Annotated in this window: 25 protein-coding genes; 19 read left to right on the top strand and 6 right to left on the bottom strand. The window is 36.8% G+C overall.

What is annotated here, in order from left to right; translation table 11 throughout:
• Window positions 1-22: 22 nt before the first annotated feature.
• The 4 genes from MTZ49_RS03440 to pilG form a co-directional block, all read right to left on the bottom strand.
• A complete protein-coding gene (locus tag MTZ49_RS03440) occupies window positions 23-2,002 on the bottom strand; it encodes a methyl-accepting chemotaxis protein (protein ID WP_264747000.1) in 1,980 nt (659 codons plus the stop codon).
• 93 nt (window positions 2,003-2,095) lie between these two features.
• Complete coding sequence (locus tag MTZ49_RS03445) at window positions 2,096-2,647, bottom strand: chemotaxis protein CheW (protein ID WP_264747001.1); 552 nt, start codon at window positions 2,645-2,647, stop codon at window positions 2,096-2,098.
• Window positions 2,648-2,681: 34 nt separating this feature from the next.
• Entirely contained in the window at window positions 2,682-3,047 is a 366-nt protein-coding gene (gene pilH, locus MTZ49_RS03450; RefSeq protein WP_201092806.1) for a twitching motility response regulator PilH, read from the bottom strand.
• Window positions 3,048-3,093: 46 nt separating this feature from the next.
• Window positions 3,094-3,501: a twitching motility response regulator PilG gene (gene pilG, locus MTZ49_RS03455; RefSeq protein ID WP_201092796.1), complete on the bottom strand. Its 408-nt coding sequence runs from the start codon at window positions 3,499-3,501 to the stop codon at window positions 3,094-3,096.
• A 226-nt stretch (window positions 3,502-3,727) separates the two neighbouring features.
• Here pilG and gshB point away from each other — a divergent pair, with 226 nt between their 5' ends.
• The 19 genes from gshB (at window position 3,728) to bfr (ending at window position 23,732) form a co-directional block, all read left to right on the top strand.
• On the top strand, window positions 3,728-4,678 hold the full coding sequence (gene gshB / locus MTZ49_RS03460) for a glutathione synthase (RefSeq protein ID WP_264747002.1): 951 nt from the start codon (window positions 3,728-3,730) through the stop codon (window positions 4,676-4,678).
• Window positions 4,679-4,766: 88 nt separating this feature from the next.
• Entirely contained in the window at window positions 4,767-5,657 is an 891-nt protein-coding gene (locus tag MTZ49_RS03465; protein ID WP_264747003.1) for an energy transducer TonB, read from the top strand.
• Between the two features lie 62 nt (window positions 5,658-5,719).
• Window positions 5,720-7,030, top strand: coding sequence for a tRNA lysidine(34) synthetase TilS (gene tilS / locus MTZ49_RS03470; RefSeq protein ID WP_264747004.1), 1,311 nt, complete (start codon window positions 5,720-5,722; stop codon window positions 7,028-7,030).
• Between the two features lie 75 nt (window positions 7,031-7,105).
• On the top strand, window positions 7,106-8,365 hold the full coding sequence (locus tag MTZ49_RS03475; RefSeq protein WP_264747005.1) for a glutamate-5-semialdehyde dehydrogenase: 1,260 nt from the start codon (window positions 7,106-7,108) through the stop codon (window positions 8,363-8,365).
• Window positions 8,346-8,987, top strand: a complete 642-nt coding sequence (nadD, locus tag MTZ49_RS03480) for a nicotinate-nucleotide adenylyltransferase (RefSeq protein WP_264747006.1) — start codon at window positions 8,346-8,348, stop codon at window positions 8,985-8,987. The genes MTZ49_RS03475 and nadD overlap by 20 nt, the downstream gene beginning before the upstream one ends.
• Window positions 8,988-9,086: 99 nt before the next feature.
• Complete coding sequence (rsfS, locus tag MTZ49_RS03485; protein WP_264747007.1) at window positions 9,087-9,449, top strand: ribosome silencing factor; 363 nt, start codon at window positions 9,087-9,089, stop codon at window positions 9,447-9,449.
• Between the two features lie 3 nt (window positions 9,450-9,452).
• A complete protein-coding gene (rlmH, locus tag MTZ49_RS03490; RefSeq protein WP_264747008.1) occupies window positions 9,453-9,920 on the top strand; it encodes a 23S rRNA (pseudouridine(1915)-N(3))-methyltransferase RlmH in 468 nt (155 codons plus the stop codon).
• A 24-nt stretch (window positions 9,921-9,944) separates the two neighbouring features.
• Complete coding sequence (gene mrdA, locus MTZ49_RS03495) at window positions 9,945-11,915, top strand: penicillin-binding protein 2 (protein ID WP_264747009.1); 1,971 nt, start codon at window positions 9,945-9,947, stop codon at window positions 11,913-11,915.
• Window positions 11,905-13,056 carry a rod shape-determining protein RodA gene (gene rodA, locus MTZ49_RS03500; RefSeq protein ID WP_264747010.1) on the top strand — a complete coding sequence of 384 codons (1,152 nt, stop codon included), beginning with the start codon at window positions 11,905-11,907 and terminating at the stop codon, window positions 13,054-13,056. Before mrdA ends, rodA begins: the two co-directional genes overlap by 11 nt.
• An 8-nt stretch (window positions 13,057-13,064) precedes the next feature.
• Window positions 13,065-14,063 (top strand): lytic murein transglycosylase B, encoded by a 999-nt coding sequence (gene mltB / locus MTZ49_RS03505; protein WP_264747011.1) that lies wholly within the window; start codon window positions 13,065-13,067, stop codon window positions 14,061-14,063.
• Complete coding sequence (locus MTZ49_RS03510) at window positions 14,056-15,024, top strand: septal ring lytic transglycosylase RlpA family protein (RefSeq protein ID WP_319804741.1); 969 nt, start codon at window positions 14,056-14,058, stop codon at window positions 15,022-15,024. Before mltB ends, MTZ49_RS03510 begins: the two co-directional genes overlap by 8 nt.
• A gap of 31 nt (window positions 15,025-15,055) precedes the next feature.
• Window positions 15,056-16,219, top strand: a complete 1,164-nt coding sequence (locus MTZ49_RS03515) for a D-alanyl-D-alanine carboxypeptidase family protein (RefSeq protein ID WP_264747012.1) — start codon at window positions 15,056-15,058, stop codon at window positions 16,217-16,219.
• A gap of 9 nt (window positions 16,220-16,228) precedes the next feature.
• Window positions 16,229-16,501, top strand: a complete 273-nt coding sequence (locus tag MTZ49_RS03520; protein ID WP_264747013.1) for a YbeD family protein — start codon at window positions 16,229-16,231, stop codon at window positions 16,499-16,501.
• On the top strand, window positions 16,501-17,148 hold the full coding sequence (gene lipB, locus MTZ49_RS03525; RefSeq protein WP_264747014.1) for a lipoyl(octanoyl) transferase LipB: 648 nt from the start codon (window positions 16,501-16,503) through the stop codon (window positions 17,146-17,148). The genes MTZ49_RS03520 and lipB overlap by 1 nt, the downstream gene beginning before the upstream one ends.
• Window positions 17,149-17,318: 170 nt before the next feature.
• Entirely contained in the window at window positions 17,319-18,491 is a 1,173-nt protein-coding gene (locus tag MTZ49_RS03530; RefSeq protein ID WP_264747015.1) for an efflux RND transporter periplasmic adaptor subunit, read from the top strand.
• Window positions 18,488-20,434 (top strand): MacB family efflux pump subunit, encoded by a 1,947-nt coding sequence (locus MTZ49_RS03535; RefSeq protein ID WP_413774185.1) that lies wholly within the window; start codon window positions 18,488-18,490, stop codon window positions 20,432-20,434. The genes MTZ49_RS03530 and MTZ49_RS03535 overlap by 4 nt, the downstream gene beginning before the upstream one ends.
• 10 nt (window positions 20,435-20,444) lie before the next feature.
• A complete protein-coding gene (gene tdeA, locus MTZ49_RS03540) occupies window positions 20,445-21,815 on the top strand; it encodes a toxin/drug exporter TdeA (protein ID WP_264747017.1) in 1,371 nt (456 codons plus the stop codon).
• Between the two features lie 242 nt (window positions 21,816-22,057).
• Window positions 22,058-23,035: a lipoyl synthase gene (gene lipA / locus MTZ49_RS03545; protein WP_264747018.1), complete on the top strand. Its 978-nt coding sequence runs from the start codon at window positions 22,058-22,060 to the stop codon at window positions 23,033-23,035.
• A 232-nt stretch (window positions 23,036-23,267) separates the two neighbouring features.
• Window positions 23,268-23,732 (top strand): bacterioferritin, encoded by a 465-nt coding sequence (bfr, locus tag MTZ49_RS03550; protein WP_264747019.1) that lies wholly within the window; start codon window positions 23,268-23,270, stop codon window positions 23,730-23,732.
• A 27-nt stretch (window positions 23,733-23,759) separates the two neighbouring features.
• Here bfr and rfaC read toward each other — a convergent pair whose 3' ends face one another.
• Window positions 23,760-24,827 carry a lipopolysaccharide heptosyltransferase RfaC gene (rfaC, locus tag MTZ49_RS03555; RefSeq protein ID WP_264747020.1) on the bottom strand — a complete coding sequence of 356 codons (1,068 nt, stop codon included), beginning with the start codon at window positions 24,825-24,827 and terminating at the stop codon, window positions 23,760-23,762.
• A complete protein-coding gene (waaF, locus tag MTZ49_RS03560) occupies window positions 24,828-25,859 on the bottom strand; it encodes a lipopolysaccharide heptosyltransferase II (protein ID WP_264747021.1) in 1,032 nt (343 codons plus the stop codon).
• Between the last annotated feature and the right edge of the window lie 92 nt (window positions 25,860-25,951).

Here is a 25,951-nt window from a genome sequence, read left to right on the forward strand (position 1 = left end):
CATATTAATTCTTTAAAATCAATTAGTTATTTGGTAGTTTGAAACCTTCTACAGATTTACGCATGTCCCGTGACATGGTAGTTAAACGGCCGATGGTAACGGCTGTTTCTGTACTACCAGAAGATGTTTGAGAAGTAATTTCTTGAATTACATCCATCGTTCTTGAAATATGAGCAGCTGTTGATGCCTGCTGTCTTGCAGCATTAGAAATTGATTGAATTAATTTAGCTAATGCTTGCGATACGTTCTCAATCTCTTCAAGGGCAACACCTGCATTCTCAGCGAGTTTCGCACCACGAACAACCTCTGATGTAGTTTGTTCCATTGAAATAACAGCTTCGTTAGTATCTGTCTGAATGGCTTTAACTAGTGTCTCAATTTGTTTAGTTGCTGCTGAAGATCTTTCAGCTAGACGTTGTACCTCATCCGCAACCACAGCGAAACCACGGCCTGCATCACCGGCCATCGATGCCTGAATTGCCGCGTTAAGTGCAAGAATATTCGTTTGTTCAGCAATATCATCAATCAGACCAATAATATCACCAATCTCTTGTGAAGATTCACCCAGACGTTTAATACGTTTAGAAGTATCCTGAATCTGCTCACGAATAGTATCCATACCAGAAATAGTATTATTTACAATCTTACTACCATTATGTGCGATTTCCACCGAACGTTTTGCCACATTTTCTGATTCAAGTGCAGTAGCAGATACCCTATCAATAGAACTCGCCATTTCACTAATAGCTGTTGATACACCTGCAATTTCACCAGCCTGGTGCTCCGCTGCTTCCGCTAGATTCATCGCTAAGCTCTGGCTATTTTCTGCTGTAGCAGATACTTGTCCAGAGGTTTGGTTAATCGTTTGTACCAGATCACGTAACTGTTCAATAGAGTAGTTAATAGAGTCAGCAATCGCACCAGTAAATGCCTCTGATACCGTTGCACTAACAGTTAAATCACCATCTGCCAAGTCACCGATTTCATCAAGTAACTGTAAAATCGCCTCTTGGTTTACTGAGTTTTCTCTTGCTGTTTCTTGTAAACGTCTACGGGTATTTCTTTGAATAACAAGGAACATACCAACAACTGCAGCAATGATGAGCAATAAGACTAAGTAACCTAAAAAGGCACTGGTACTAAAAGCAGAAGTTGACTCTTCAATACCATTAGCTACTTTAGTAGCTTCAGTTAGTAACTTCTGAGAACCATCAAGAATTTTTGACTCAACACCTTGTAACTCCGCAATATATTGAGATTTTTCAAGAATAACATCAACATTAGATCTTAATTGATTAAGTGGACTAACTGCTGTTAATAAAATGTTCTGAGCTTCATTTGGTAATACGCCACTTTGTTTTAGCATATCAACAATATTATTAAACTCTTTTACTTTATCTGCTAAATCTTTACTAGTACTCTCAATAGCTGCAAAATTAGTTAACACACCATTTAAATTATGTTGAATACTCTCTAATAAAATAGCTGCTTGTTGCATCTGATTAGTAAGTCTAATATCACTTTGTTGATCTTTTAACTTATCTAGTGTGTTTTGGCTAATAGTACGTAGGTTTTCTACCAACTTAAACGATGTATCTACTGATGCGTAAGTTGTTGTTAACGCTTCTTGTCTAATTAATAAAGTATCAATATTAGGCTTTAACGCTGACCATGCATTCGCCAATCCATTTACTTGATCCACCGGAAGAGTAGTTTTTAGATTTGCCCAATCCGCATCAAAACTAGTAGAGGCCACTGTTAAGTTCTTAAAGCCATCCTCACTACCTGTGAGCGCTTTTAATGAGTCAGCTGCTATACTTTGCGAATAAACACGCAAATCATTAGCCTTTTTAACATAAGCTCTATCATCTGCAGACTTCTTACCAAGATAAAAAAGATTAGCTACATATGCTACAACTAGCACAGTTAGCAAAATACCTAGCAATACTAGTAGAAAATTACTACTTTGCTTTGATGAACTAGCTGATTTTTCTTTACTCATACTACTTATGCCTCTTTGAAAGCCAGATTTTAAGGCCCTTAGACTTAAATATATTACCTAACCTGTTTAAAACTTTGACCTTTAACGATTAAATTACTGTCCTATTGTTAAAAACTGCGGACTTGCCATAAAAGCTTCAGCATTAAAAATTAACCACTTTTGTTGCTCACCTTTATAGACACCTGCAACAAAAGGAGTCAAGGATTCTGGTATATTAACGGTACCTGCTAATTGATTATCAGCAGAAAAATGCTGCATACCGTATACCGCATCAACTAAGAAACCAACATACCCACCATCAGTATTTTTAACAGCCATCACTCGGCGCTGTTTATGAGATGCTTCAGAAGGTATACCAAACAATTTGTTTAAATCCATCACAGGCAATAAGTGGCCACGCATATTAGCCACTCCTTTTAACCATGGTTTAACAATAGGAATTGCCGTATATGTTGGTTCAGTAAGAATTTCTTCCAAGTAATTAATGGCTATTACAAAATGATATTGCCCTAACCTAAACCCAATACCAGTCCAAATACTAGCTTGCAACCTTCTTTGTTCAGGCAAACTAATCCCTGAGTCAGTATAAAGCTGATCGATTTCGAGTAACAAATTAAATGGGGTGCTTTTTTCTGGCATTCCCATGTCAATAACTCCTTAGGTTTTAGGACTGTTGCAATTATCCTGCTAACACAGCATCCACAGTAGATAAAAGTGTTGCCTCATCAATTGGCTTAGTTAAATAATCTCTAGCCCCTTGACGACGACCCCATACTTTATCAGTTTCTTGATCTTTAGCTGTAACAATAATTACTGGAATATTCTTTGTTTCTTCATCTTTAGTCAATTGACGGGTTGCCTGAAAGCCATTGAAGCCAGGCATAACAATATCCATCAAAATGACATCTGGCTTTTCTTTGCGAGCTAATGCAATGCCATCTGCCCCATTTTCAGCCCCTATAACCATATGCCCATGTTTTTGTAACATTGTTGTTAGTTTATATACTTCTGTAGGAGAGTCGTCTACAACTAAAATTCGAGCCATTTTACCTTACCACCAATTTTAATTATTACTATACAAAAACAGCTGCTTATTCAGCTGCATTATCTTGAGGTACAAAGTTAGGAACGTGCGCCTTTATTGCACCCAATAACTCATCTTTACTAAACGGCTTAGTCAAATATTGATCCGAGCCTACTATTCTCCCCTTTGCCCTATCAAACAAACCATCTTTAGATGACAACATAATAACAGGCGTAGTTTTAAAACGACTGTTATTTTTTATAAGTGCACAAGTTTGATAACCATCAAGGCGAGGCATCATAATATCTACAAAAATAATATTTGGATGATTATCAGCTATTTTAGCCAACGCATCAAAACCGTCTACCGCAGTAAACACATCACATCCTGCTTTTTTAAGCAGGGTCTCGGCGGTTCGACGAATAGTTTTAGAATCGTCTATCACCATGACTTTAAGTTTTTCACCTTGTTCCATCTTATTCCGCCATCACTTGAGATAAAAACAATCTACATTATGACCATATTATATACACATAACATAGCGCACAGTAACTAACTAGTGCAAATGTTTATGATTTTGTATTATAAATACTATTTATAACATATCATACTACATAATATGTTAATTTATTCTATAATTATTTACATATGTCAACATTGCGTCATCAAAATAGCAAATTATATCAGGAGAATACTGAGTTATGTCTATTCGTCTCGGCATTGTGATGGATCCTATCAATAGCATTAATTTTAAGAAGGATAGCTCACTGGCTATGTTATGGGCAGCTCAAGATCGTGGCTGGGAACTATTTTACATGCGACAAGAAGACCTATACCTACTACAAGGTAAAGTTAAAGCCAAAGCTCGCTCTCTAAAAGTTTATAAAGAACCAGAACATTTCTATGACTTAGGTGAAGAAACTGATATTAGCCTAGACACATTAAATGTTATTTTAATGCGTAAAGACCCTCCTTTTAATAGTGAATTTTTATACACCACTTACTTACTTGAAAAGGCTGAGCAAGAAGGCGTACTTATTGTAAACAAACCCCAAAGCCTACGTGATTGCAACGAAAAGTTATTTGCTACTAATTTTGCAAAATTTATGGTGCCTACTTTAGTGAGCCGCCGCTCTGATATTTTAAAAGCTTTTATAAAAGAACAAGGTGATGTCATTCTAAAACCATTAGATGAAATGGGTGGAGCCTCTATTTTTCGCCATCGTGAAGGTGATCCTAATCTCTCCGTTATTATTGAAACACTAACCGCGCATGGTACTCGACAAACTATGGTACAGCGTTATATTCCAGATATTATTGCAGGCGATAAACGTATCCTAATCGTTGATGGTGAACCTATTCCCTATTGCCTAGCACGAGTTCCTGCAAAAGGAGAAACCCGTGGCAACTTAGCGGCCGGAGGAACGGGTATTGCACAACCTTTATCTGAGAAAGATTATGCAATTGCTAAAGCAATAGGCCCTGAATTACAAAAAAGAGGCCTACTGTTTGTTGGTTTAGATATAATTGGCGAATACGTAACAGAGGTCAATGTTACTAGTCCTACCTGTATTCGAGAAATTGATAAAGCGTATAATACACATATTGCTGGTAAATTAATGAACTGTATTGAAGCCAAGTTAAAAAAGTAACTCTTTAAACTTCAATCAACTTTTCATGGTTGATTGAAATGCTGAGCTTACTAAACAGGACGTTTCAAGTATTTTAGATGTAAAAATTATGCGATCACTTTTTAATAAATTAGCCAAGCTTCATAAAACCAAACAAAATGATTTGCTTGGCTTGATGATATGCTTAGCTGCTATCCTCCATACTACTATTATTTTTGGTGTTGGCTTTGCACCAGAAGATCAGCATATAGGTAAAGTTTTAGATGTTTCTTTAGCATCTTTTAAAGGTGATACAGCACCTGAAGAGGCAGACTTTATTGCCCAAGAAAATCAACAAGGCAGTGGTACTGAGGAACAAGCCCTGATACCTAGAACAACCTCTCCAGCAGATTTTCAAGCCTTAGAAATCAATCCTGCTCCTAGCCCATTTCCTTCTATGGAAAAAGAGCAACAACCTACAGAAACAACTAAAAGTGTCTTAACCACTGCCAGTAAACAACAGCAAAAAGACATTAAAGAATCTGACAAAAAAGAACAGCAAGACCAAGCTAAACAAACTGTTAATAATACTGATTGGGCTGCACAAATAGCTAGTTTAGAGGCACAAATCGCTCAAAAAGAACAAGCCTATGCTAAACGCCCTAAAATTTTACAGATCACTTCAGCCGCCACCAAAAGGGATAAGGGAGCAGCCTATCAAGATGAGTGGCGTAAGAAAATTGAACGTATTGGTAACCTAAACTACCCTAAAGAAGCTAGTACTAAGAAAATTTATGGTAGTTTAAGATTATTAGTTGCTATTAAGAAAAATGGTCAATTACATACTGTCAAAGTACTTAAATCATCAGGTAAGCCCGTGTTAGACCGTGCCGCAATTCGAATTGTTCATATGTCAGCACCCTTTGCTCCTTTTCCTAAAGAGTTAGCAGACACTGATATTATTGAAATCATTAGAACTTGGCAGTTTGATCGTAGCGACCGTTTATCAACAGATGGTTAATTGCTTAAATTAGTAAATATGTTATTGTACTTATAACAGATAACTCTATTAATTTTACAATCATGTCGCTCGTTTCTCAGTTATGGCAACAACTAACACCTTACCAACAAGCTAAACGATGGTTTGTTGGCTTTTCTGGTGGTATGGATTCCACTGTTTTATTACATCTATTAGTTAAATTAAAACAACAATACAATTTACCAGAAATATCAGCCATTTATATTCATCATGGCCTACAAGCTGTGGCTGATTCTTGGCCTGACCATTGTCAAAAAACCTGTGACGAGTTAGCTATTCCTTTAATAATTATTAAAGTGAAGGTCACCAAACAAGCTAGTATTGAACAAGCTGCACGAGAAGCTCGTTACCATGCTTTTTCACAGATAGTACAAAAAGATGATATTTTATTCACAGCTCAACATCAAAACGATCAAGCAGAAACATTATTATTTCGCCTATTTAGAGGTACTGGTGTTAGAGGACTAACAGGAATACCTAAAAGCCGACCATTAACGACAGGAACTGTAGTACGTCCACTACTAGATATTCCCTATCAAACATTAAAAAACTATGCTGACGTAAATCATTTACAATGGATTGAAGATCCTAGCAACACAGATACCAGTTTTTCCCGCAATTATTTACGTCATCAGGTTATTCCTGTACTCCAAAGCTATTGGCCGCAAGCTGTAAACAATATTACACAAACAGCTAAACACCTACAGGAAGCTCAACAACTATTAAATGAGCTAGCGATACAAGACCTAATTGTAGCCCAAACAACTCCTCTTTATCCTTGGTTATCTATCCCAAACTTACGGCTAGAACCACTCGCTAATTTAATATGGGCTAGGCAAAAAAATGCACTCGCTCATTGGCTAGCTAAGTACACCCTACTTCCTAGCACTGTACATTGGCAGGGTTGGCAAGATTTGTTAAATGCTAAAGAGTCTGCCAAACCCATTTGGCAATTGCAAAATGCAGAATTACATCGTACTAATGAACGAATTTGGTTATTAATGGATAACTGGCTTAATAAACCTGCCACTACTAAACAACCTATTTCTTCAGAACAGGAAATATCACTATCTAATAATGGTATAGTCACTATAAAAGGTGATTTACCTAACAAGCCTTTATTTGTAAGCTATCGACAAGGCGGTGAGGTTTTACAGTTACATAATCGCGGTCATCGGGATTTAAAAAAACTATTCAATGAGCAAGCAATTCCTAGCTTTCTCCGCCAAAGGATACCTTTATTATTTGATAAGCAAAATAGGTTAATTGCTGTTGCTAACTTTCCCCAGTGGCGAGATAAAGATATCCAACAAAACTTTAGCTTTGAATGGTTACCGAATAATAATCTATATTGATCTTTAGCCCTTTTATATAGATACTAGCTACCTATCATAATATTAATAATTTTTACGATTTCTACTGGATTTCTTATGGCAAATATTACTGATTATATGCACGAACTAGGCATTAATGCTCGACAAGCAGCACAGGCATTGGTAAAAGCTACTACAGCGCAAAAAAATAAAGCATTACAATGTATTGCTGACCAGTTAGCTCGTGCCAAAGAAACTATTAGACAGGCTAATCAACAAGACCTCATAAGCGGTAAAGCAAATGGTTTATCTCCTGCTTTATTAGACCGCTTAGAGTTAACTGATACTCGTTTAGAAGCAATGATTACAGGTGTGAAACAGGTTATTACTCTAGCTGATCCTGTAGGTGCTATTAGAGACCTTAAATATACATCTTCTGGTTTACAAATTGGCAAAATGCGTACACCTATTGGGGTTATTGGTATGATTTATGAATCACGCCCTAATGTAACCATTGATGCTGCGGCTCTTTGTCTAAAATCAGGTAATGCTATTATTTTAAGAGGAGGCTCTGAAGCCATCCACTCCAATAAAGCAATTGCAGCCTGCATTCAACAAGGATTACAAGAAGCCAACTTACCTAGTCATTGTGTACAACTGGTTAATACTACTGATCGCCAAGCTGTTGATTTGCTAATAACCATGCCTGAATATGTGGATGTTATTATTCCTCGTGGTGGTAAATCACTTATTCAACGTATTAGCGAGCACGCCAAAGTGCCTGTAATCAAGCATTTAGATGGGGTTTGCCATATTTATGTAGATCAATACGCTAACTTAGAAAAGGCATGCAAAATAGCATTAAATGCTAAATGTTATCGCTATGGCATCTGTGGTGCTATGGAAACACTCCTTGTTGATCAAACAGTAGCCGAAAAATTCTTACCTATCGTAGCACAACAATTTATAGAAAAAGGTGTTGAACTACGAGGCTGTGAACGAACACTTAACTACTTACCTAATATCAATAAAGCTACTGAGGAAGATTGGTTTACAGAGTATTTGGCAGCTATTCTAGCTGTACGAGTAGTTGATAATATTGAGCAAGCGATTAGCCATATTAATCATTATGGCTCTCATCATACAGATAGTATTATTACCGAAAATACAGAGTCGGTAAGACGTTTCCTTGCAGAAGTAGATTCAAGTTCAGTAATGCATAATACCCCAACATGCTTTGCAGATGGCTTTGAATATGGTTTAGGTGCAGAAATTGGTATTTCTACCGATAAACTGCATGTGCGCGGCCCTGTTGGTTTAGAGGGTTTGACTACGGAGAAATACATTGTATTAGGTGATGGTCAAACTCGTGGCTAAAATAGGTTTACTTGGTGGTACGTTTAATCCTATCCATATAGGACATTTAAGATCTGCAATTGAAGTAGTGGAACAGCTAGCATTGGATGAGTTAAAACTTATCCCTAATGCTCTACCGCCACATCGCGAAACACCTTCAATTAGTGCTATGCATCGTTTAGCAATGGTGCAATTGGCTACTAGCAATACACCTATGTTTGCTGTCGATGATAGAGAGTTAAAGCGTAACAAGCCCTCTTATACTTTTGATACACTTTATTCTATTCATCAAGAGTTAACTGATAATGATGTATTATTTTTCATTATGGGCTGGGATGCTTTTTGCGGATTACCCTCATGGTATCGCTGGCAAGAGCTATTAAATTATTGTCACATTCTTGTATTACAACGACCCCATCTATCTGCTAAAATCCCTCCTGAATTACAAACATTTATAGCAGATAAATTAGTTGACTCTAAACAGATTAGTGAAAAATACGGGCAAGTTGCTTATATACAGCAAACTCCTTTAGATATTTCATCAACTAAGATTAGAAACAGTTTAGTACAGGGTAAATCAGTACAATTTTTATTACCTGAGACTGTGTTAGACTATATTAATCAACACCAGCTTTATCAATAACACGAACAGGTTTTTTATTTAACTCATTAATAGAAATAAACTACTAACCGAAGTAAAAGAGTAAGTAGTATTTCGTATAATTTAGGTAACAAATATATTATGCAAAGTAAACAAATTGTAGAAATTGCCACTGCTGCACTAGACGATTTAAAAGGCAAAGACATCGTTGTCATCGATGTTCATGAAAAAACTAGTGTTACTGATTTCATGGTCATTGCTACAGGTAGCTCTTCACGTCAAGTAAAAGCATTAGCAGATAATGTGATTGAAGAAGTGAAAAAACAAGGCGTACGTCCATTAGGTATCGAAGGTTTAGAAAATGCAGAATGGGCATTAGTAGATTTAGGTTCTGTGGTAGTTCATGTCATGCTACAAGAAACGCGTAGCTTTTATGATTTAGAACGCCTTTGGCAAGGTGCAGAGCAAAGTCGTGCTAAACAAACTAATAATGAAGCTGTCTAATTTATGCGTATTAGGCTAATTACTGTTGGTAGTAAAATGCCACGTTGGATAGAAGAAGGTTGGCAAGAATATCATAAACGATTACCCAAAGAGTTAGCTGTAGAATTAATAGAAATTCCACTTACTACTCGTGGTAAAAATGCTGATATCAAACGCTTTATTCAACAAGAAGGTGTTGCTATGTTGAATAAAACCCAATCTACTGACAAAGTTATTACTTTAGAAGTTACAGGTAAACCTTGGAGTACTGAGCAATTAGCTGAACGTTTAGCACAGTGGCAATTAGCAGGACAAGATATTAACTTGATGATTGGTGGGCCTGAAGGGTTAGCTCCAGAAGTTTGCAAGCGTAGTGATGAGAAATGGTCACTTTCTGCATTAACTTTACCTCATCCACTTGTTAGGGTTGTGATTATAGAACAGTTATATAGGGCCTGGACCATTCTCACTGGCCATCCCTATCATAAATAAACCTAAAGGTTTAAATAGTTCATTATGGTAGAACCACTTCCTATAAAAGATCATATAAAAAATGCCCGCATCATAAGGCATAGGGCGATTGTCGGTTCTATTTTTATTGTTACCTTAATGATCATTCTCTTTGCTAGAATGTATTATTTACAAGTTATTCAATACAAATATCATTCTACCCTTTCTGAAAAAAATCGTGTCCATACCCAAGCGATCCCTCCTATACGAGGTATTATTTATGATCGTAATGGTATCGTTATTGCCAGTAATGAACCCAGTTTTAACTTAACATTTACCCGTGAACGTGCCAAAGAGTGGACAACAATTATTGATACACTGGTCGAAGTTCTTCACTTAACAGATGAGGACAAAGAAAGTTTAATTAATAAAGTCAAACAACGTTCTCGTCCTTTTGAATCTGTCCCTCTGTTATATGAGCTTACTGAAGAACAGAGGGCTATTATTGCCGTTAATCAGCCTCGCTTACCAGGTGTTGAAGTTGAAGTACAATTCATCCGTAATTACCCCTATGGAAAGTTATTTGCTCATTCTGTAGGTTATGTAGGTCGTATCAGTGATCAAGATTTAAAACGCGTTGACACTGTTGAATATAGTGGCACACATCATATTGGAAAAACAGGTGCAGAACGTTTTTATGAAAGCATGCTACATGGTCAAGTTGGCTATGAAGAAGTAGAAACCAATGCACGTGGTAAAGTCATGCGTGTTTTAAGCCAAACACAACCCACAGCAGGGCAAGATTTAACGCTTACACTGGATTATTATTTACAAAAAATGGCAATGCAGGTCTTAGAGAATAAACGTGCTGCTATTGTCGCTTTAGACCCCCGTAATGGTGAAATTCTAGCTTTAGTTAGTTCGCCTAGTTATGATCCTAACCCCTTTGTCACAGGTATTAGCCAAAAAGATTACAATGCCTTAGCCAATAATCCAGATAAACCTTTTTTAAATCGTGCTATTTATGGCACTTATCCACCGGGTTCTACAGTAAAACCTTTAGTAGCATTAACAGGCCTTGAAGTGGGTGCTACGACACCTGAAGAAAAAGTCTTTGATCCAGGCTTCTATCAATTACCTAATTCTACCCATAAATACCGTAACTGGAACCGAGGTGGTGATGGTTGGATAAATATGGAAACCGCTATCATGCGCTCCAACGATACTTATTTTTATGATTTAGCCTATAAAATAGGTATTAATAATCTGCATAAGTACTTAACTTTATTTGGTTTAGGACAACGCGTTTCACTTGATATGTATTTAGAAGAGTCACCTGGTATCATGCCATCCAGAGAGTGGAAAGAGCAAGTTCATAAACAACAATGGTATCCTGGCCATACATTAATTACAGGAATTGGCCAAGGTGATATGCAAACAACTATTTTACAAATAGCTCAAGCAACTGCATTAATAGCAAATCATGGTCATTGGATTCGCCCTCATTTATTAAAATTTGCTGATAACCTAACTATAGATCAGCTAATTGCTAATGGTTCTATTAACACTACTGACCGACCAACTCCTCCAGATATTAAGTTTAAAAATAAGGATAATTGGAATATTATTAATCGGGATATGCAACAAGTTGTTCATGGAGCTCGGGGAACAGCTAGAAAAATGGGTAGTACAGCCACCTATCGTATAGCAGGTAAAAGTGGTACAGCCCAAGTAGTCGCCATTCGTCAAAATGAACGTTATGACAGTAAAAGCTTAAATGAAAGACATCGTGACCATGCCTTATTTGTGGCCTTTGCACCCGCTGAAAAACCACGTATCGTAGTTGCTATTATTATAGAAAATGGTGAATCGGGTAGTGGCTTAGCAGCCCCCATTGTTAAACAAGTTATGGATGCTTGGTTACTAAATGAAGACGGTCAATTAAAAACAGATACTGAGTTAATGGCTAGAAAGCCTCCACCAGAGGAATTATCTACCACTAGTGAAACATTAAAGGACAAAAAAAATGTTAACTAGTAAAAAACGAATTATTTTAAATAATCAAGCACCTCATAAACGAAGAGCTACCTTCTTAGAGCGACTGCATATTGATGGTTACTTGTTAGTACTATTAATGGTCTTAGCAGCAGCTAATTTATTTATCCTTTACTCTGCTAGTGGTAAAAATATGGAGCTTGTTAATAGACAAGCTACATTTTTTATTATAGGCACTGTCATCATGTTAGCCATTGCCCAGTTTGATCCACGGTTTATGGCACGCTGGGTGCTTATTCCCTATATTATTGGTGTTATCTTACTAATTATTGTAGACATCAATGGTCATAACGCAATGGGTGCACAGCGTTGGCTAAAAATACCGGGCTTAATTCGTTTCCAACCCTCTGAGTTTATGAAGATTGTTGTACCTGCCACTATCGCCTGGTATATTTCTCGACATAGCCTACCCGCTAGTTTTAAACATGTTGTGGTTAGCTTAGTTTTAACAGGGATTCCTTTTTTATTAGTACTTAGACAGCCTGATTTAGGAACATCATTACTTATTTTAGCAGCAGGAGCTTTCGTCATATTTATAGCAGGGCTTCGTTGGAGTTGGATTATTAGTGCTATTGTTGCCATTATCCCTATTGCTTATGGTATGTGGCATTTTATTATGCACGATTATCAAAAACATCGTGTGCTAACGTTTATTAATCCAGAATCAGACCCATTAGGTAAAGGTTGGAATATTATTCAATCCAAAGCAGCCATTGGCTCTGGAGGATTCTGGGGTAAAGGCTGGTTGGAAGGAACACAATCTCATTTAGACTTTTTACCAGAAAGCCATACAGACTTTGTTTTTGCCTTAATTGGTGAAGAGTTTGGTTTATTTGGTGTTATTTTACTATTAACAATCTATCTATTAATTATTGCACGCTGTTTGATGATTGCTATTAATGCCCAAACATTATTTGGCAAACTATTAGCAGGTGGTTTAAGCATGACATTCTTTGTTTACGTTTTTGTAAATATTGGTATGGTCAGTGGTTTATTACCTGTGGTAGGCGTTCCTTTACCTCTTATGAGTTATGGTGGAACATCAGTAGTTACCTTACTTTCCTCATTTGGTATTCTAATGGCTATACAAACTCACCGCCAATGGACAACGTCTATAAGATGAAAATGTACATGATAAATAAACACACTAAAATTTATACATTGTTAGCATGGTTATTAACAGCAACACCTATAACTTATGCTGATAATTACAATGAATCTACAGAGGTTCAAACATTTACTAAGGATTTAGTAGAAAATAATGGTTTTGCTGAAGAACAACTAACTGCTTTATTTAGCCAAGTTAAAAGACAACAAGCCATTTTAGATTTGATTGCCAAACCAGCTGAAAAAGCAAAATTATGGAAAGAATATCGCCCCATTTTCATGACTAAACAACGTGTTAATGAAGGTGTAACTTTCTGGAAGAATAACCAAGAAGCTTTGGAAAGAGCAGAAAAAACCTATGGTGTTCCTCCACAAATAGTTGTGGCGATTATTGGTGTAGAAACTTTCTATGGTCGTAATATGGGTAGTTGGCCTGTCATGGATGCTTTGACAACATTAGGCTTTGATTATCCACCTCGTAGTGATTTTTTTAGAAGACAGCTTAAAGAATATTTACTAATGACCCGTGAAGAGCAATTAGACCCCTTAACATTAAAAGGATCTTATGCAGGTGCCATGGGTATGGCTCAATTTATGCCAGGAAGTTTTAGAGCCTATGCTGTAGACTTTGATAATGATGGTCATATTGATATATGGAACAACCCCACAGATGCTATAGGAAGTGTAGCTAATTATTTCAAAGAACATGGCTGGCAATCTAAGCAACCTGTTGTGGTACAGGCTAAAGTAACAGGTGATAAAGTTACCAGTGTACTATCTACAGGGCTTGAATTAGATAGAACAATTGCTAAACTAACGCAGGCAGGTTGGTCACTACCAAAAACCATACCTGACAATACCCCTGTTATGGCATTTAAGCTAGATGGTGAAGCAGGTGACGAATATTGGGTTGGCTTAAATAACTTTCAGGTGATTACTCGTTATAATCGTAGCGTAATGTACTCATTAGTTGTTTACCAACTATCTGAACAACTATTGGCTACTAAATTAAATAATGACTAAACTTTTACAGATCGCCCAATTAACCACAGTTAGTGGCTTAATTTTATTGCTCATTGGCTGTCAGTCTAATGACACTACAGACGATGACAGCTATCAAAAAGTAGCTAAAACTTCTCACTCTGGTCAATATGTACGTCCTTTAAAAGATGGTGCGCCATGGTGGGATGTAGATGTATCTAATATTCCTGATGCCACACCCACCCCTCATACAGGGGCATACAAAAAAAATCCTTATACCGTATTAGGTAAAACTTATTACCCAAAAAGCTCTGCAACAGGCTATAAAGAAGTTGGTATGGCCTCTTGGTATGGCACCAAATTCCACGGACAAGCCACAGCTAATGGTGAGCCTTATGATCTATATGGCATGACAGCTGCCCATAAAACACTACCATTGCCTAGTTATGTAAAAGTAACTAACCTAGAAAATAACCGCAGTGTTATATTAAGGGTTAACGATCGTGGTCCATTCCATTCAGATCGCATTATTGACTTATCTTTTGCGGCAGCTAAAAAGCTAGGTTATGCTGATACAGGTACTGCCAAAGTGAGAGTTGAAAGCATTGATCCGCAACAATGGGGCAACAACAAAAACTCAACTGTTGCTCAGCAAAAACCTCAAACATCACTCACTGTAACCACTCAACCTGTTGATAATGCGCCAGTGAGTGAATACCAACCACCAGCAAACCAACATGCAACTGCAGATAGCAATAATCCGCAAAAAGGGCTTTACTTACAAGTAGGCGCTTTTGCTAATCCTGATGCTGCGGAACTGTTAAGACAACGCTTAGTCAAAGTGACTGATGTACCTGTTTTTATCAGCTCTGTATTACATGGAGCTCAACAATTATACCGTGTTCGTTTAGGCCCTTTACCTAATCAACATGAAACATTTAAAACCCAAGAGGCTATTCGTGTAGCAAACTTAGGTCAATCAACACTCGTTAAGCAAGACTAACTTTTATTAACACTAATTAATTTTGAAGAATATGAAAATAACCCAATTTATCCAACGTTTTACATTATCAGCCACGTTTCTATTCAGTGCTTGCTTTGCTCATGCCCAAGAAATCACCCCTGCACCACCGCAGCTAGCAGCTAAATCCTATGTATTAATAGATGCTGCAACAGGGCAAGTGTTAATTAATAATAATGGTGACCAACGTTTACCTCCTGCAAGCTTAACTAAACTAATGACCGCTTATTTGGCTACTTTAGAAATGAAAAAAGGCCAAGTTAGACCTACAGACTTAGTGACTATCAGTGAGAAAGCATGGCGTACTGGTGGTTCTAAAATGTTTATTGAAGTAGGTAAAAAAGTATCATTAGAAGACCTTTTGCATGGCATTATTATTCAATCAGGTAATGATGCTAGCGTTGCAGTTGCAGAATACTTAGCTGGTAGTGAAGATGTGTTTGCACAACTTATGAATAAAACTGCTCAACAACTAGGAATGAATAACTCACACTTTATGAATGCAACTGGTCTTCCCAACCCAGATCACTACTCTTCTGCACATGATATGGGCATCCTAGCTAGAGCCATTATCTATGAAGACCCTGCACACTATGCAATTTATAGCCAAAAAGAGTTTCTTTGGAACAATATCAAGCAACCTAACCGTAACCTTTTACTATGGAGAGATAATACAGTAGATGGTTTAAAAACAGGTCACACAGAAGAAGCGGGATTCTGTATGGTAGCTTCTGCTAAACGTAATGATCTACGTTTAATTGCAGTATTATTTGGCACTGCAAACGAGAAAGCACGTGCAGAAGAAACACAAAAACTATTAACCTATGGTTTCCGTTTCTATGAAAACAGAACTTTCTATAAGAAAGGTGATCAGTTATCCAGTCTAAAAGTTTGGAAAGGTGCTGCTTCTGAAGTACAAGCAGGTTTAGCACAAGATATTTCATTAACATTGCTAAGAAATCAGTTTACAGGCTTACATGCTCAAGTAACCACAGCAAAACAATTAATTGCTCCTGTTAAGGCAGGACAAGTAGTAGGTAAAGTAGAAATTAAAACAGCGAACAATCAAGTTATTTATAGTACTGATTTAGTGGCTTTACAAACTGTAGAACCAGGTGGTTTCTTTAAACGTATATGGGATAGCATTGTATTATTCTTTAAAGGGTTATTTAACTAAGGTGAATTTATGACCAATCAAGAACCACCTAAAATTGAGTTTCCTTGTGAAAATTATGGCATTAAAGTCATTGGTGATGCCCATGATGAGTTTAAGCAATTAGTGGTTGATATTATTCGTAAACATGCCCCTGACTTTGATGAATCAACCATCACTGATCAATACAGCAGCAATGGTAAATACCACTCATTACGTATGTCTATCACAGCTACAGGTATTCCTCAGCTACAAGCCATTCATGATGACTTAAAGGCAACAGGACGTGTTCATATGGTATTGTAATGAGTGCAGATTCACTTATTATTCGTGAGTTAGGCATACAGCCCTATGAAGCTGTATGGCACTCCATGCAAGATTTTACCAATAACCGAACAGAGCAAACCCAAGATGAGGTTTGGTTATTGCAACATGAACCTGTTTTCACCCAAGGCACAGCAGGTAAAGCAGAACATTTGCTAATGCCAGGTGATATTCCTGTTGTACAATCAGATCGAGGTGGGCAAGTAACCTATCATGGCCCTGGTCAATTGATTGGTTACTTAATGATCGATGTCAAGCGCCACCATTTAGGCCCTAGAACACTAGTAACCGCTATCGAAAATAGTTTAATTGATCTACTAACTTCTTATGGTATTAAGTCATATGCTAAAGCAGATGCACCAGGAGTCTATGTAGATGATGCAAAAATAGCTTCATTAGGCTTAAGAATCCGTCGTAATGCTTCATTCCATGGTTTTGCATTGAATGCTCAAATGAACTTAGAACCATTTTCTCGTATTAATCCCTGCGGTTATGCAGGTATGCGGATGACCCAATTAAGTGATTTTATTGGTGATGTCGATTTTGATGATTTAATTAAACGAGTAATAGCACAATTTGTTAACAAACTAGCCTATAGCCAAGTTAATTATCTTTCAGTCAAAGAATAAATACTCTTATCAATCCATTTTCTTATCTCAAAATGAATAATCCTATTACTTATAAATTTACATTAAATTACTTAATGTAAAGAATGGGTAAGGTTTTGGTAAATCCTTAAATTTCCAAAAAATATTCTTGTATCATTACCTTAACTTAATCTGTACTGCTGGGAGTAATGATGAAACAGGGGAAAAAAATCACCATTTCTATATTGGTATTAATAGCTATAGTCACTGCTATTTATTTTCTTTTTTTTAATAAAAAAGAACAAATAAGCTATCTCACAGAAAAAGTAGTTATCGGCAATATTAAACGTACCGTTAATACCACAGGTGAAATAGGTGCCAAACAAATTGTAACCGTTGGTGCGCAAGTTTCTGGTCAAATACAAAAGCTCTATGTCTCCTTAGGGCAACAGATTAAAAAAGGTGACATGATTGCAGAGATTGACTCTACTACCCAAGAAAATGAGCTTAATATCAATAAAGCTAAATTAGAGTCATACAAAACTCAATTAGAAGCTAAGAAAATAGCCTTAGTCGTTGCGCAAAAGAAATATAATCGTGAAAAAAGCTTAAAAGCTAAAAATGCTACTTCTGATGAAAATTTAGACAGTGCTAATGACGCGTTAGCAACAGCCAAAGCAAATGTTGCTGATTTAGAATCGTTAATCATACAAACCCAAATCTCAGTAAATACAGCTGAAACTAACTTAGGTTATACCAAAATAGTGGCTCCTTTTGATGGTACGATAGTTTCTGTACCTGTTGAAGAAGGTCAAACCGTTAACTCTAATCAAACTACCCCAACAATAGTACAGATTGCTGATTTGAGTAAAATGGAAATCAAGATGCAAATCTCTGAAGGAGATATCACTAAAATAAAGCCTGGTATGGAAGTAACTTATACAATTCTTTCTGAACCTACTAAAATCTTTAAAGGCCAACTAGACACTCTAGACCCAGGTCTAACTACGTTAACTGCTGGGACTTATACAGGTACCACAGATTCTAGTACTGCTGTTTACTACTATGGTAATTTAGTAGTGCCTAATGAAGAAGGTACACTACGCATCGGTATGACCACCCAAAACACTATCACTATTGCTAGTAAAGATAATGTCCTCATAGTACCTACCATTACACTCAACACAGTTGGCGATAAAAACTATGTCTATACTTTAGAAGCAGGTAATAAGGTAGTAGAAAAAGAAGTGACGGTAGGTCTATCAGACAGTATGAACACAGAAATCATCTCTGGCCTTAAAGAAGGTGAAAAGGTTATTTCAGCCCAAATGGCTAGTACAGAAATAACTGCCGCCAGCAGTAAAAATACCAGAATGAGGTTATAAATATGACAATGATAGAAGTTAAAAACCTCAATAAATATTTTGGAGAAGGTAATAATCGTGTTCATATCCTGAAAGATATTAACCTTGAGATAGAAAAAGGTGACTTCATTGCAATCATAGGACAATCAGGATCAGGCAAATCTACTCTTATGAATGTGCTTGGTTGTTTAGATACACCTACTTCTGGTTCTTATGCTATCGATGGCATAAAAACGGAAGAAATGGATCATAATGAACTTGCCAAAATGCGTAGTAAAAAATTTGGCTTTATCTTTCAACGTTATAACCTGTTAAGTACTTTAACTGCAGAAAATAATGTGGCTCTGCCTGCTGTTTACTTAGGCTTAGACTACAACCAACGCTCCAAACGAGCTAAGGAAATACTCACTAGCTTAGGATTAAGCGATAAAACCCAAAACAAACCTAATGAACTCTCTGGTGGCCAACAACAGCGCGTGAGTATTGCTCGTGCGTTAATGAATGGTGGCGAAATTATTCTCGCTGATGAACCAACAGGCGCACTGGATTCTAAAAGTGGTGAAATGGTCATGGAGATTTTGCAAGACCTCCATAAACAAGGCCATACCATTATTTTAGTCACCCATGATGCGCATATTGCCAATTTTGCTAATCGTGTTATAGAAATTAAAGATGGCATTATCGTCAGTGATCAACGTAAAGCTGATGATATTGTAAAAACAGAGGCCGCCAAGCCAACCAAAGAACGTAATAGTTTTATGTTCTATAAAGACCAATTTATAGAGTCTTTTAAAATGTCTGTACAAGCAATCATAGCTCATAAAATGCGCTCTATGCTCACTATGCTTGGTATTATTATAGGTATAGCTTCTGTTGTATCTGTTGTTGCGCTGGGCCGTGGCTCACAGGAAAAAATCCTAACTGATATCAACTCCATGGGTACTAACACTATCAATATCTATCCTGGTAAAGGCTTTGGTGATATGAGATCAGGTAGAGTTAAAACCTTAACAGTAGATGACTCTGATGTATTAGCTAAGCAAAGTTATTTGACCAGCTCAACCCCTGTTAGCTCTGCTAGTGGCGTTTTAGTCTATGGTAATATCTCAGTAAATGGTCAACTAAGCGGTGTAAGTGAACAATACTTTGATGTAAAAGGCTTAGAGATAAAACAAGGCCGTTTCTTTAACAAACAGGATGTACAAAACAACAGCTCCGTAGTTGTTATTGACCCTAATACACAGAAGAAACTTTTTACTAATGGCGAAAACCCTATAGGGAAGGTTGTTGTGCTTAATAAAAAGCCATTAGAAATAATAGGTGTAACTAAAGAACAAAAAACTGTTTTTGGTAATAGTGACAGCCTTAACTTATGGTCACCTTATACCACCGTAATGAATAAAATTACAGGGCAACGTTATATCAGCTCTATCACGGTAAAAGTAAGAGATGATATAAGCTCCCAAGTGGCAGAAAAGAACTTAACCAAACTACTTACTGTTAAGCATGGTACACAAGATTTCTTTACCCAAAATACTGACAGCATTAAACAAACCATAGAAAGCACCACCAACACAATGACTCTGCTGATTTCTTGTATTGCATTAATATCGCTAGTAGTAGGTGGCATAGGTGTAATGAATATTATGCTAGTATCTGTAACAGAACGTACCAAAGAAATTGGTATTCGTATGGCGATAGGCGCAAGACAACACAATATCCTAGAGCAATTTCTTATTGAAGCGGTATTGATCTGTTTAATAGGTGGTTTATTGGGTATTAGTCTTTCTTACGTAATAGGCTTTGTTTTCAACCATTTAGTTACTGGCTTTGCCATGTCATTTTCTGCTAGTTCAATCATCCTAGCGTTAGGTTGCTCTTCGCTGATTGGTATTATTTTTGGTTTTATGCCAGCCCGTAATGCCTCCCAACTCAACCCTATAGAAGCACTTTCCAGAGATTGAGGATAACCCAATGAAACCAACTAAACTACTGATACTACCTCTTATCCTATCCAGTCTTGTAATGGGCTGTGCTACCACTAACAACCCTGATCAACAATTGCAACAAAGGCTACAACTTACTCAACAAATAATAGATCGCTACCAAATAGATAGCAATTGGTGGACTATCTATGGTGATAATGAGCTTAATAAGCTGATTGAGTTAGCCTTAGCCAATAATATTGATTTTGCCCAAAGTGCTATTAATGTTAATAAAGCCCTTTACCAAGCCAACCTGATAGGTGAAGACTTAGTACCTAGTTTTTCTGGAGGAGCTAGTGGTTCAGCCAGTAAAAATATCAAACAAGGTGGTGATAGCAATAGAACTGTGGGTGGTAACTTATCCTTAAGTTATGAGTTAGATTTATGGCAAAAAATAGCTGATACAGCTAGTGCTAAAGAATGGGAATATAAAGCCACTGTACAAGATTTGGAAACAGCAAGACTAAGTTTAATAAATAATGTGGTAGATGCTTACTATCAGCTTGTTTACCTTAATGAAGCCATTGCTGTTACTGAGCAAAGTATCAAGAACTACCAACAAATTAGTGCGTTAGTTAGCTTTAAATACCAATATGGTAAAGTGTCAGCTTTAGACCCTGCACAAGCAACTCAGTCTGTTTTGGGTGCTAACAACAATTTAATTGACTTAAAAAATCAACAAAAGACTGCAGAACAGACACTGCGAAACTTATTAAATTTAAAGCCAGAAGATAAGCTCACTATTAACTACCCTAGCCTGCTTGGTTTAACCTTACCAGAGGTTGATCTTAATGTTCCATTATCTGTGCTAGCTAATAGACCTGATCTAAAAGCTGCTGAGTATAGACTGGAAGAAGCATCACTCAATAAACAAGCTACAGATAAAAGCTGGTATCCTACCATTACCCTAGGTGCAGCTATTAATTCATCTTCTGATAAGGTTAACACTGCCTTTAATGTTCCCTTTGCCTCTGGTAATGTCAGTATTGATCTGCCTTTTCTACAATGGAACAAAATAAGATGGAATATAAAACTATCAGAAGCAGAATATGAGTCTATACGTCTTTCTTTTGAGCAAAGCCTAACCACAGCACTTAATGAGGTAGATACTTATTATTACTCTTATTCTAGAACTAAAGATACTTTAGATAATACTGAGGAAAAATATAAGTACGATCAGCAAATTAGCCAATATTATGATGATAGATACCAACAGGGGGCAGGTGAAATTTCAGATTGGCTTAATGCCCTCAATACTGAAACTAACTCAAAGATATCTCTAATCAACAACAGATACAAACTGATACAATATGAAAATATGCTTTATAAAGCTATGGCTGGACGCTACCACATACAGTAATAATAAGGGTAGTTACAACTACCCTTTTTTAAGTAAACCAATTTATAACTCTCTCTTATCACTACAAAATAAAAAGTTAGAGTTTTATCTAATAGCAAATTCAAAGAATGAGACTATAATAGTACAAAGCAAATTATAGATACCCCTAAATAGGATAAAAATTAGGTATGTTGCAAGACATAAACCTTATGTATCTTATTTAATGCTATCTATATAAATCATTTAGATAAAGAAATTGAATTATGACTATGCAAAGCGAATCACCTAACACTCCTAAAAAAGCTGTACAGGGTGTTAAATTAAAGGGGGCTGATAAAGTAGCTAGAATCCCTGTAAAAGTTATTCCTACCACTGAACTTCCTAAAAAACCTGATTGGATACGTGTTCGTATTCCAGCTACACCAGAAGTGGAAAGAGTTAAAACATTACTTCGTAAGCACCGTTTACACAGTGTTTGTGAAGAGGCCACTTGTCCTAACCTAGGTGAATGCTTTGCTTCAGGTACAGCAACCTTTATGATTATGGGTGATATCTGTACTCGTCGCTGTCCTTTCTGCGATGTTGGACATGGCCGTCCTAATCCACTTGATGCAGATGAACCTAAAAATCTAGCCATTGCTATTGCTGATTTAGGTTTACGCTATGTTGTTATCACTTCTGTAGACCGTGATGATTTGCGTGATGGTGGTGCCCAACATTTTGCTGATTGCCTAAGAGAAATCCGTAAATTATCACCCTCTATACAGCTAGAAACGTTAGTACCTGACTATCGTGGCCGTATGGAGATTGCTTTAGATATTACAGCAACAGAACCACCTGACGTGTTTAACCATAACTTGGAAACTGTACCTCGTTTATATAAATCATCACGTCCAGGTTCTGATTTTGAATGGTCATTAGATTTACTACAAAACTTTAAAAAACGTGTACCTCATATCCCTACTAAATCAGGTTTAATGTTAGGCCTTGGTGAAACAGATGAAGAAATTATTGAGGTAATGGAAAGGTTAAGGGAGCATGAAGTAGATATGCTAACCCTAGGCCAATACTTACAACCTTCAAAAAATCACTTACCTGTACAACGCTTCGTACACCCAGACACCTTTGAATGGTTTGCAGAACAAGGCAAAAAAATGGGCTTTAAAAACGTTGCGTCTGGTGCTTTAGTCCGTTCTTCTTATCATGCAGACCAACAGGCACATGGTAAAAAAGTAAGCTAATTCTCCTTAGTTAATAAAAAACGGGCTATTTAACCACATCAATAGCCCGTTTTTTTCTGTCTAAATAAAATGCAATAAAAATGATAAATATTTGCATTTACAATAACATAGCTTTATTTAATGAATTAGTCTGATTTACTGGTAATTTAAAAAAATAACGACTAAACTTAATACCAATGGTATAAATTAATTTCTAATAAATAACGCTCCTTTAGCGTTAAGGAGAGACTAAATGCGTGGTAATCCTGAAGTTATCGATTATTTAAATAAACTACTAACAGGTGAACTGGCTGCTCGTGACCAATATTTTATTCATTCCAGAATGTATGATGACTGGGATTTTAAGAAATTATATGAACGTCTTAATCATGAAATGGAAGAAGAAACTGATCATGCAGACCAGATTATGCGACGTATTCTCTTCTTAGAGGGCAAACCAAATATGCGTCCTGATGAAATTAATATTGGGACAACTGTACCTGAAATGCTAGAGTTTGATTTACGATTAGAGCTACATGTACGCCAAGCATTAGTTGATGGTATTAAACTCTGTGAAGAAAAAGGTGATTTTGTAAGCCGTGACATGCTCCGTAATCAATTAAAAGATACCGAAGAAGACCATGCTTACTGGTTAGAAAAACAACTTGGTTTAATTGAAAAGATGGGTTTGGAAAATTACCATCAATCCCAAGTGTAATTTTTCGATTAATTGCTAAAACCCATCTTAAACGATGGGTTTTTTATTAAGTAATGGGGATAAATGATTAATAACTTGTTGTGGATTTACCTGTGTAAAACAAATAGGTAACTCTCTATTCAGATCAAATTGCTGTTTATCCTGCTCAGTAGGCTGATAAGTACACTCTTTCTTTAAACAAGGAATACAAGCAGGGTACTTGCCGATTAAATGAATTTGATCTTTACCATAAGAACCTGTCAACTCAGGATTAGTAGGGCCAAATAAAGAAATAGTGGGAGTATCCAACGCTGCTGCCAAATGCCCCAAGCCAGTATCAACTGCTACACAAGCTTTAGCTGCTGCCAAAACACTCGCTATACCTTTTAGATTTAATTTTGGTAAAACTTCCACATTAACTAAATCTTTTGCTATCTGCTCAGCTCTTAACTTCTCTTTCTCATTGCCCCAAGGTAATTTAATATCAATATTTTGCTTATTTAGTATTTCTGCCAATTGTCGCCAATAATATTCTGGCCAATGTTTTGTATCCCAAGTAGTACCATGTAAAAACACTAAGTAAGGATCATTGTCTTGTAAATCTCCTATTACTCGCTGGCGATCTAAACCATAATCACCTAATGTTGCTGGTAATGGATAATTTAAAGCTTGTGCAAATAGCTGACGTACTCGTTCAACAGCATGTTGTCCCCAAGCAACAGAATAAGCATTATGATAAAAACGACTAGCCATTGGTTCTCTAGCTGATTGTTTATCTAAACCTGCTACTGGCGCTTTTACATAGCGGGTTAACCAAGCACTTTTTAATAAACCTTGAGCATCTATCACTAAGTCATATTTATAAGCCCGTATACGTTGCTTAAATGCTTTCCATTCGCCACTTTTCCATGTTTGCCAAAGGTTCTTGCGCCAGCGTCTAATAGCTACAGGAATCACTTCGTTAACCGCAGGGTGCCAACAGGGTATTTCAGCAAAGTTTTCCTCTACCACCCAATCAAATTGAATATCAGGAATTGCTCTTTTAGCATCAGTTAAAGCAGGTAAAGTGTGGATTACATCACCCAGCGAAGAGGTTTTAATTAATAAAACTCGCATCTAATCCACCTGTTTAACATGAATTAACTTATCCAATGCTGTTTCGACTGACTCTGGCTTTAATTGCTTTAGACAATTGTAATGACCAAACTTACAAGTACGTTGAAAACAAGGGCTACAATCTAATCCTAAACGAACTATCTCTACTTGGTCAGCTAACGGAGGGGTAAACTGCGGTGAGGTTGAGCCATATACCGCCACAATTGGACGATTTAAAGCAGCAGCTACATGCATTAACCCAGAGTCATTAGTAACCACCGCACTAACACAAGCTAATAAATCTATAGCCTGTGCCAAACTTGTTTGCCCTGCTAGATTATATAAATGCTTTTGCTGTTCATTCGGTAAAAGATTACGGATGGTTTCACCTACTGGATAATCATTTTTAGATCCAAATATCCATACTTGCCAACCTGCTGCTATTTTATCTTCAGCCACTTTAGCATAATACTCAGCAGGCCATTTCTTCGCCTCACCAAACTCCGCACCAGGGCAAAGAGCTAATATCGGTTTATCTTTTTGCAAATTAAAGATAGTTAATGCTTGTTGTTGAGAGGTAGGATCAATTTCCAAATGAGGTTTAGGGTAAGGATGGACTAAAACCTCTCCTTTTGGATAAGCGAGCGCCATAAAACGTTCAATCATAAGAGGGTAAAGTGTTTTATCGAGTTTGCGAATATCATTTAACAAGATATACCGCATTTCCCCTTTCCAACCTGTACGTTTAGCAATTTTAGCAAAATAAGGTACTAGCGCAGATTTAAGTGAATTAGGTAATACAATCGCTTGATCATATTTACCTTGTAATGAACGCCCTATTTGTTTACGGATTTTAATATCTAATGCACCATGCCCTAAAGGAAAAGACAGCGCTTCTCGTACTTCTGGCATACGTTCTAAAATAGGTCTACTCCACTCTGGCGCTAATACATCGATAGCACAATCTGGATGTTCTTCACGCAAACACATAAATAGTGTTTGCGCCATCACCATGTCACCTACCCAAGAAGGGCCAACAACTAGAATTTTCATTAGTAACTTTTATCTGCATCAGGATTTTGCTTATAATACCAGATCAGATGGTTATCCTAAAATAACAAAAGCTATGCTGTTATCAACTACCC

Origin of the sequence: Entomomonas sp. E2T0 (genome assembly GCF_025985425.1) — a bacterium.
Lineage (GTDB): Bacteria > Pseudomonadota > Gammaproteobacteria > Pseudomonadales > Pseudomonadaceae > Entomomonas.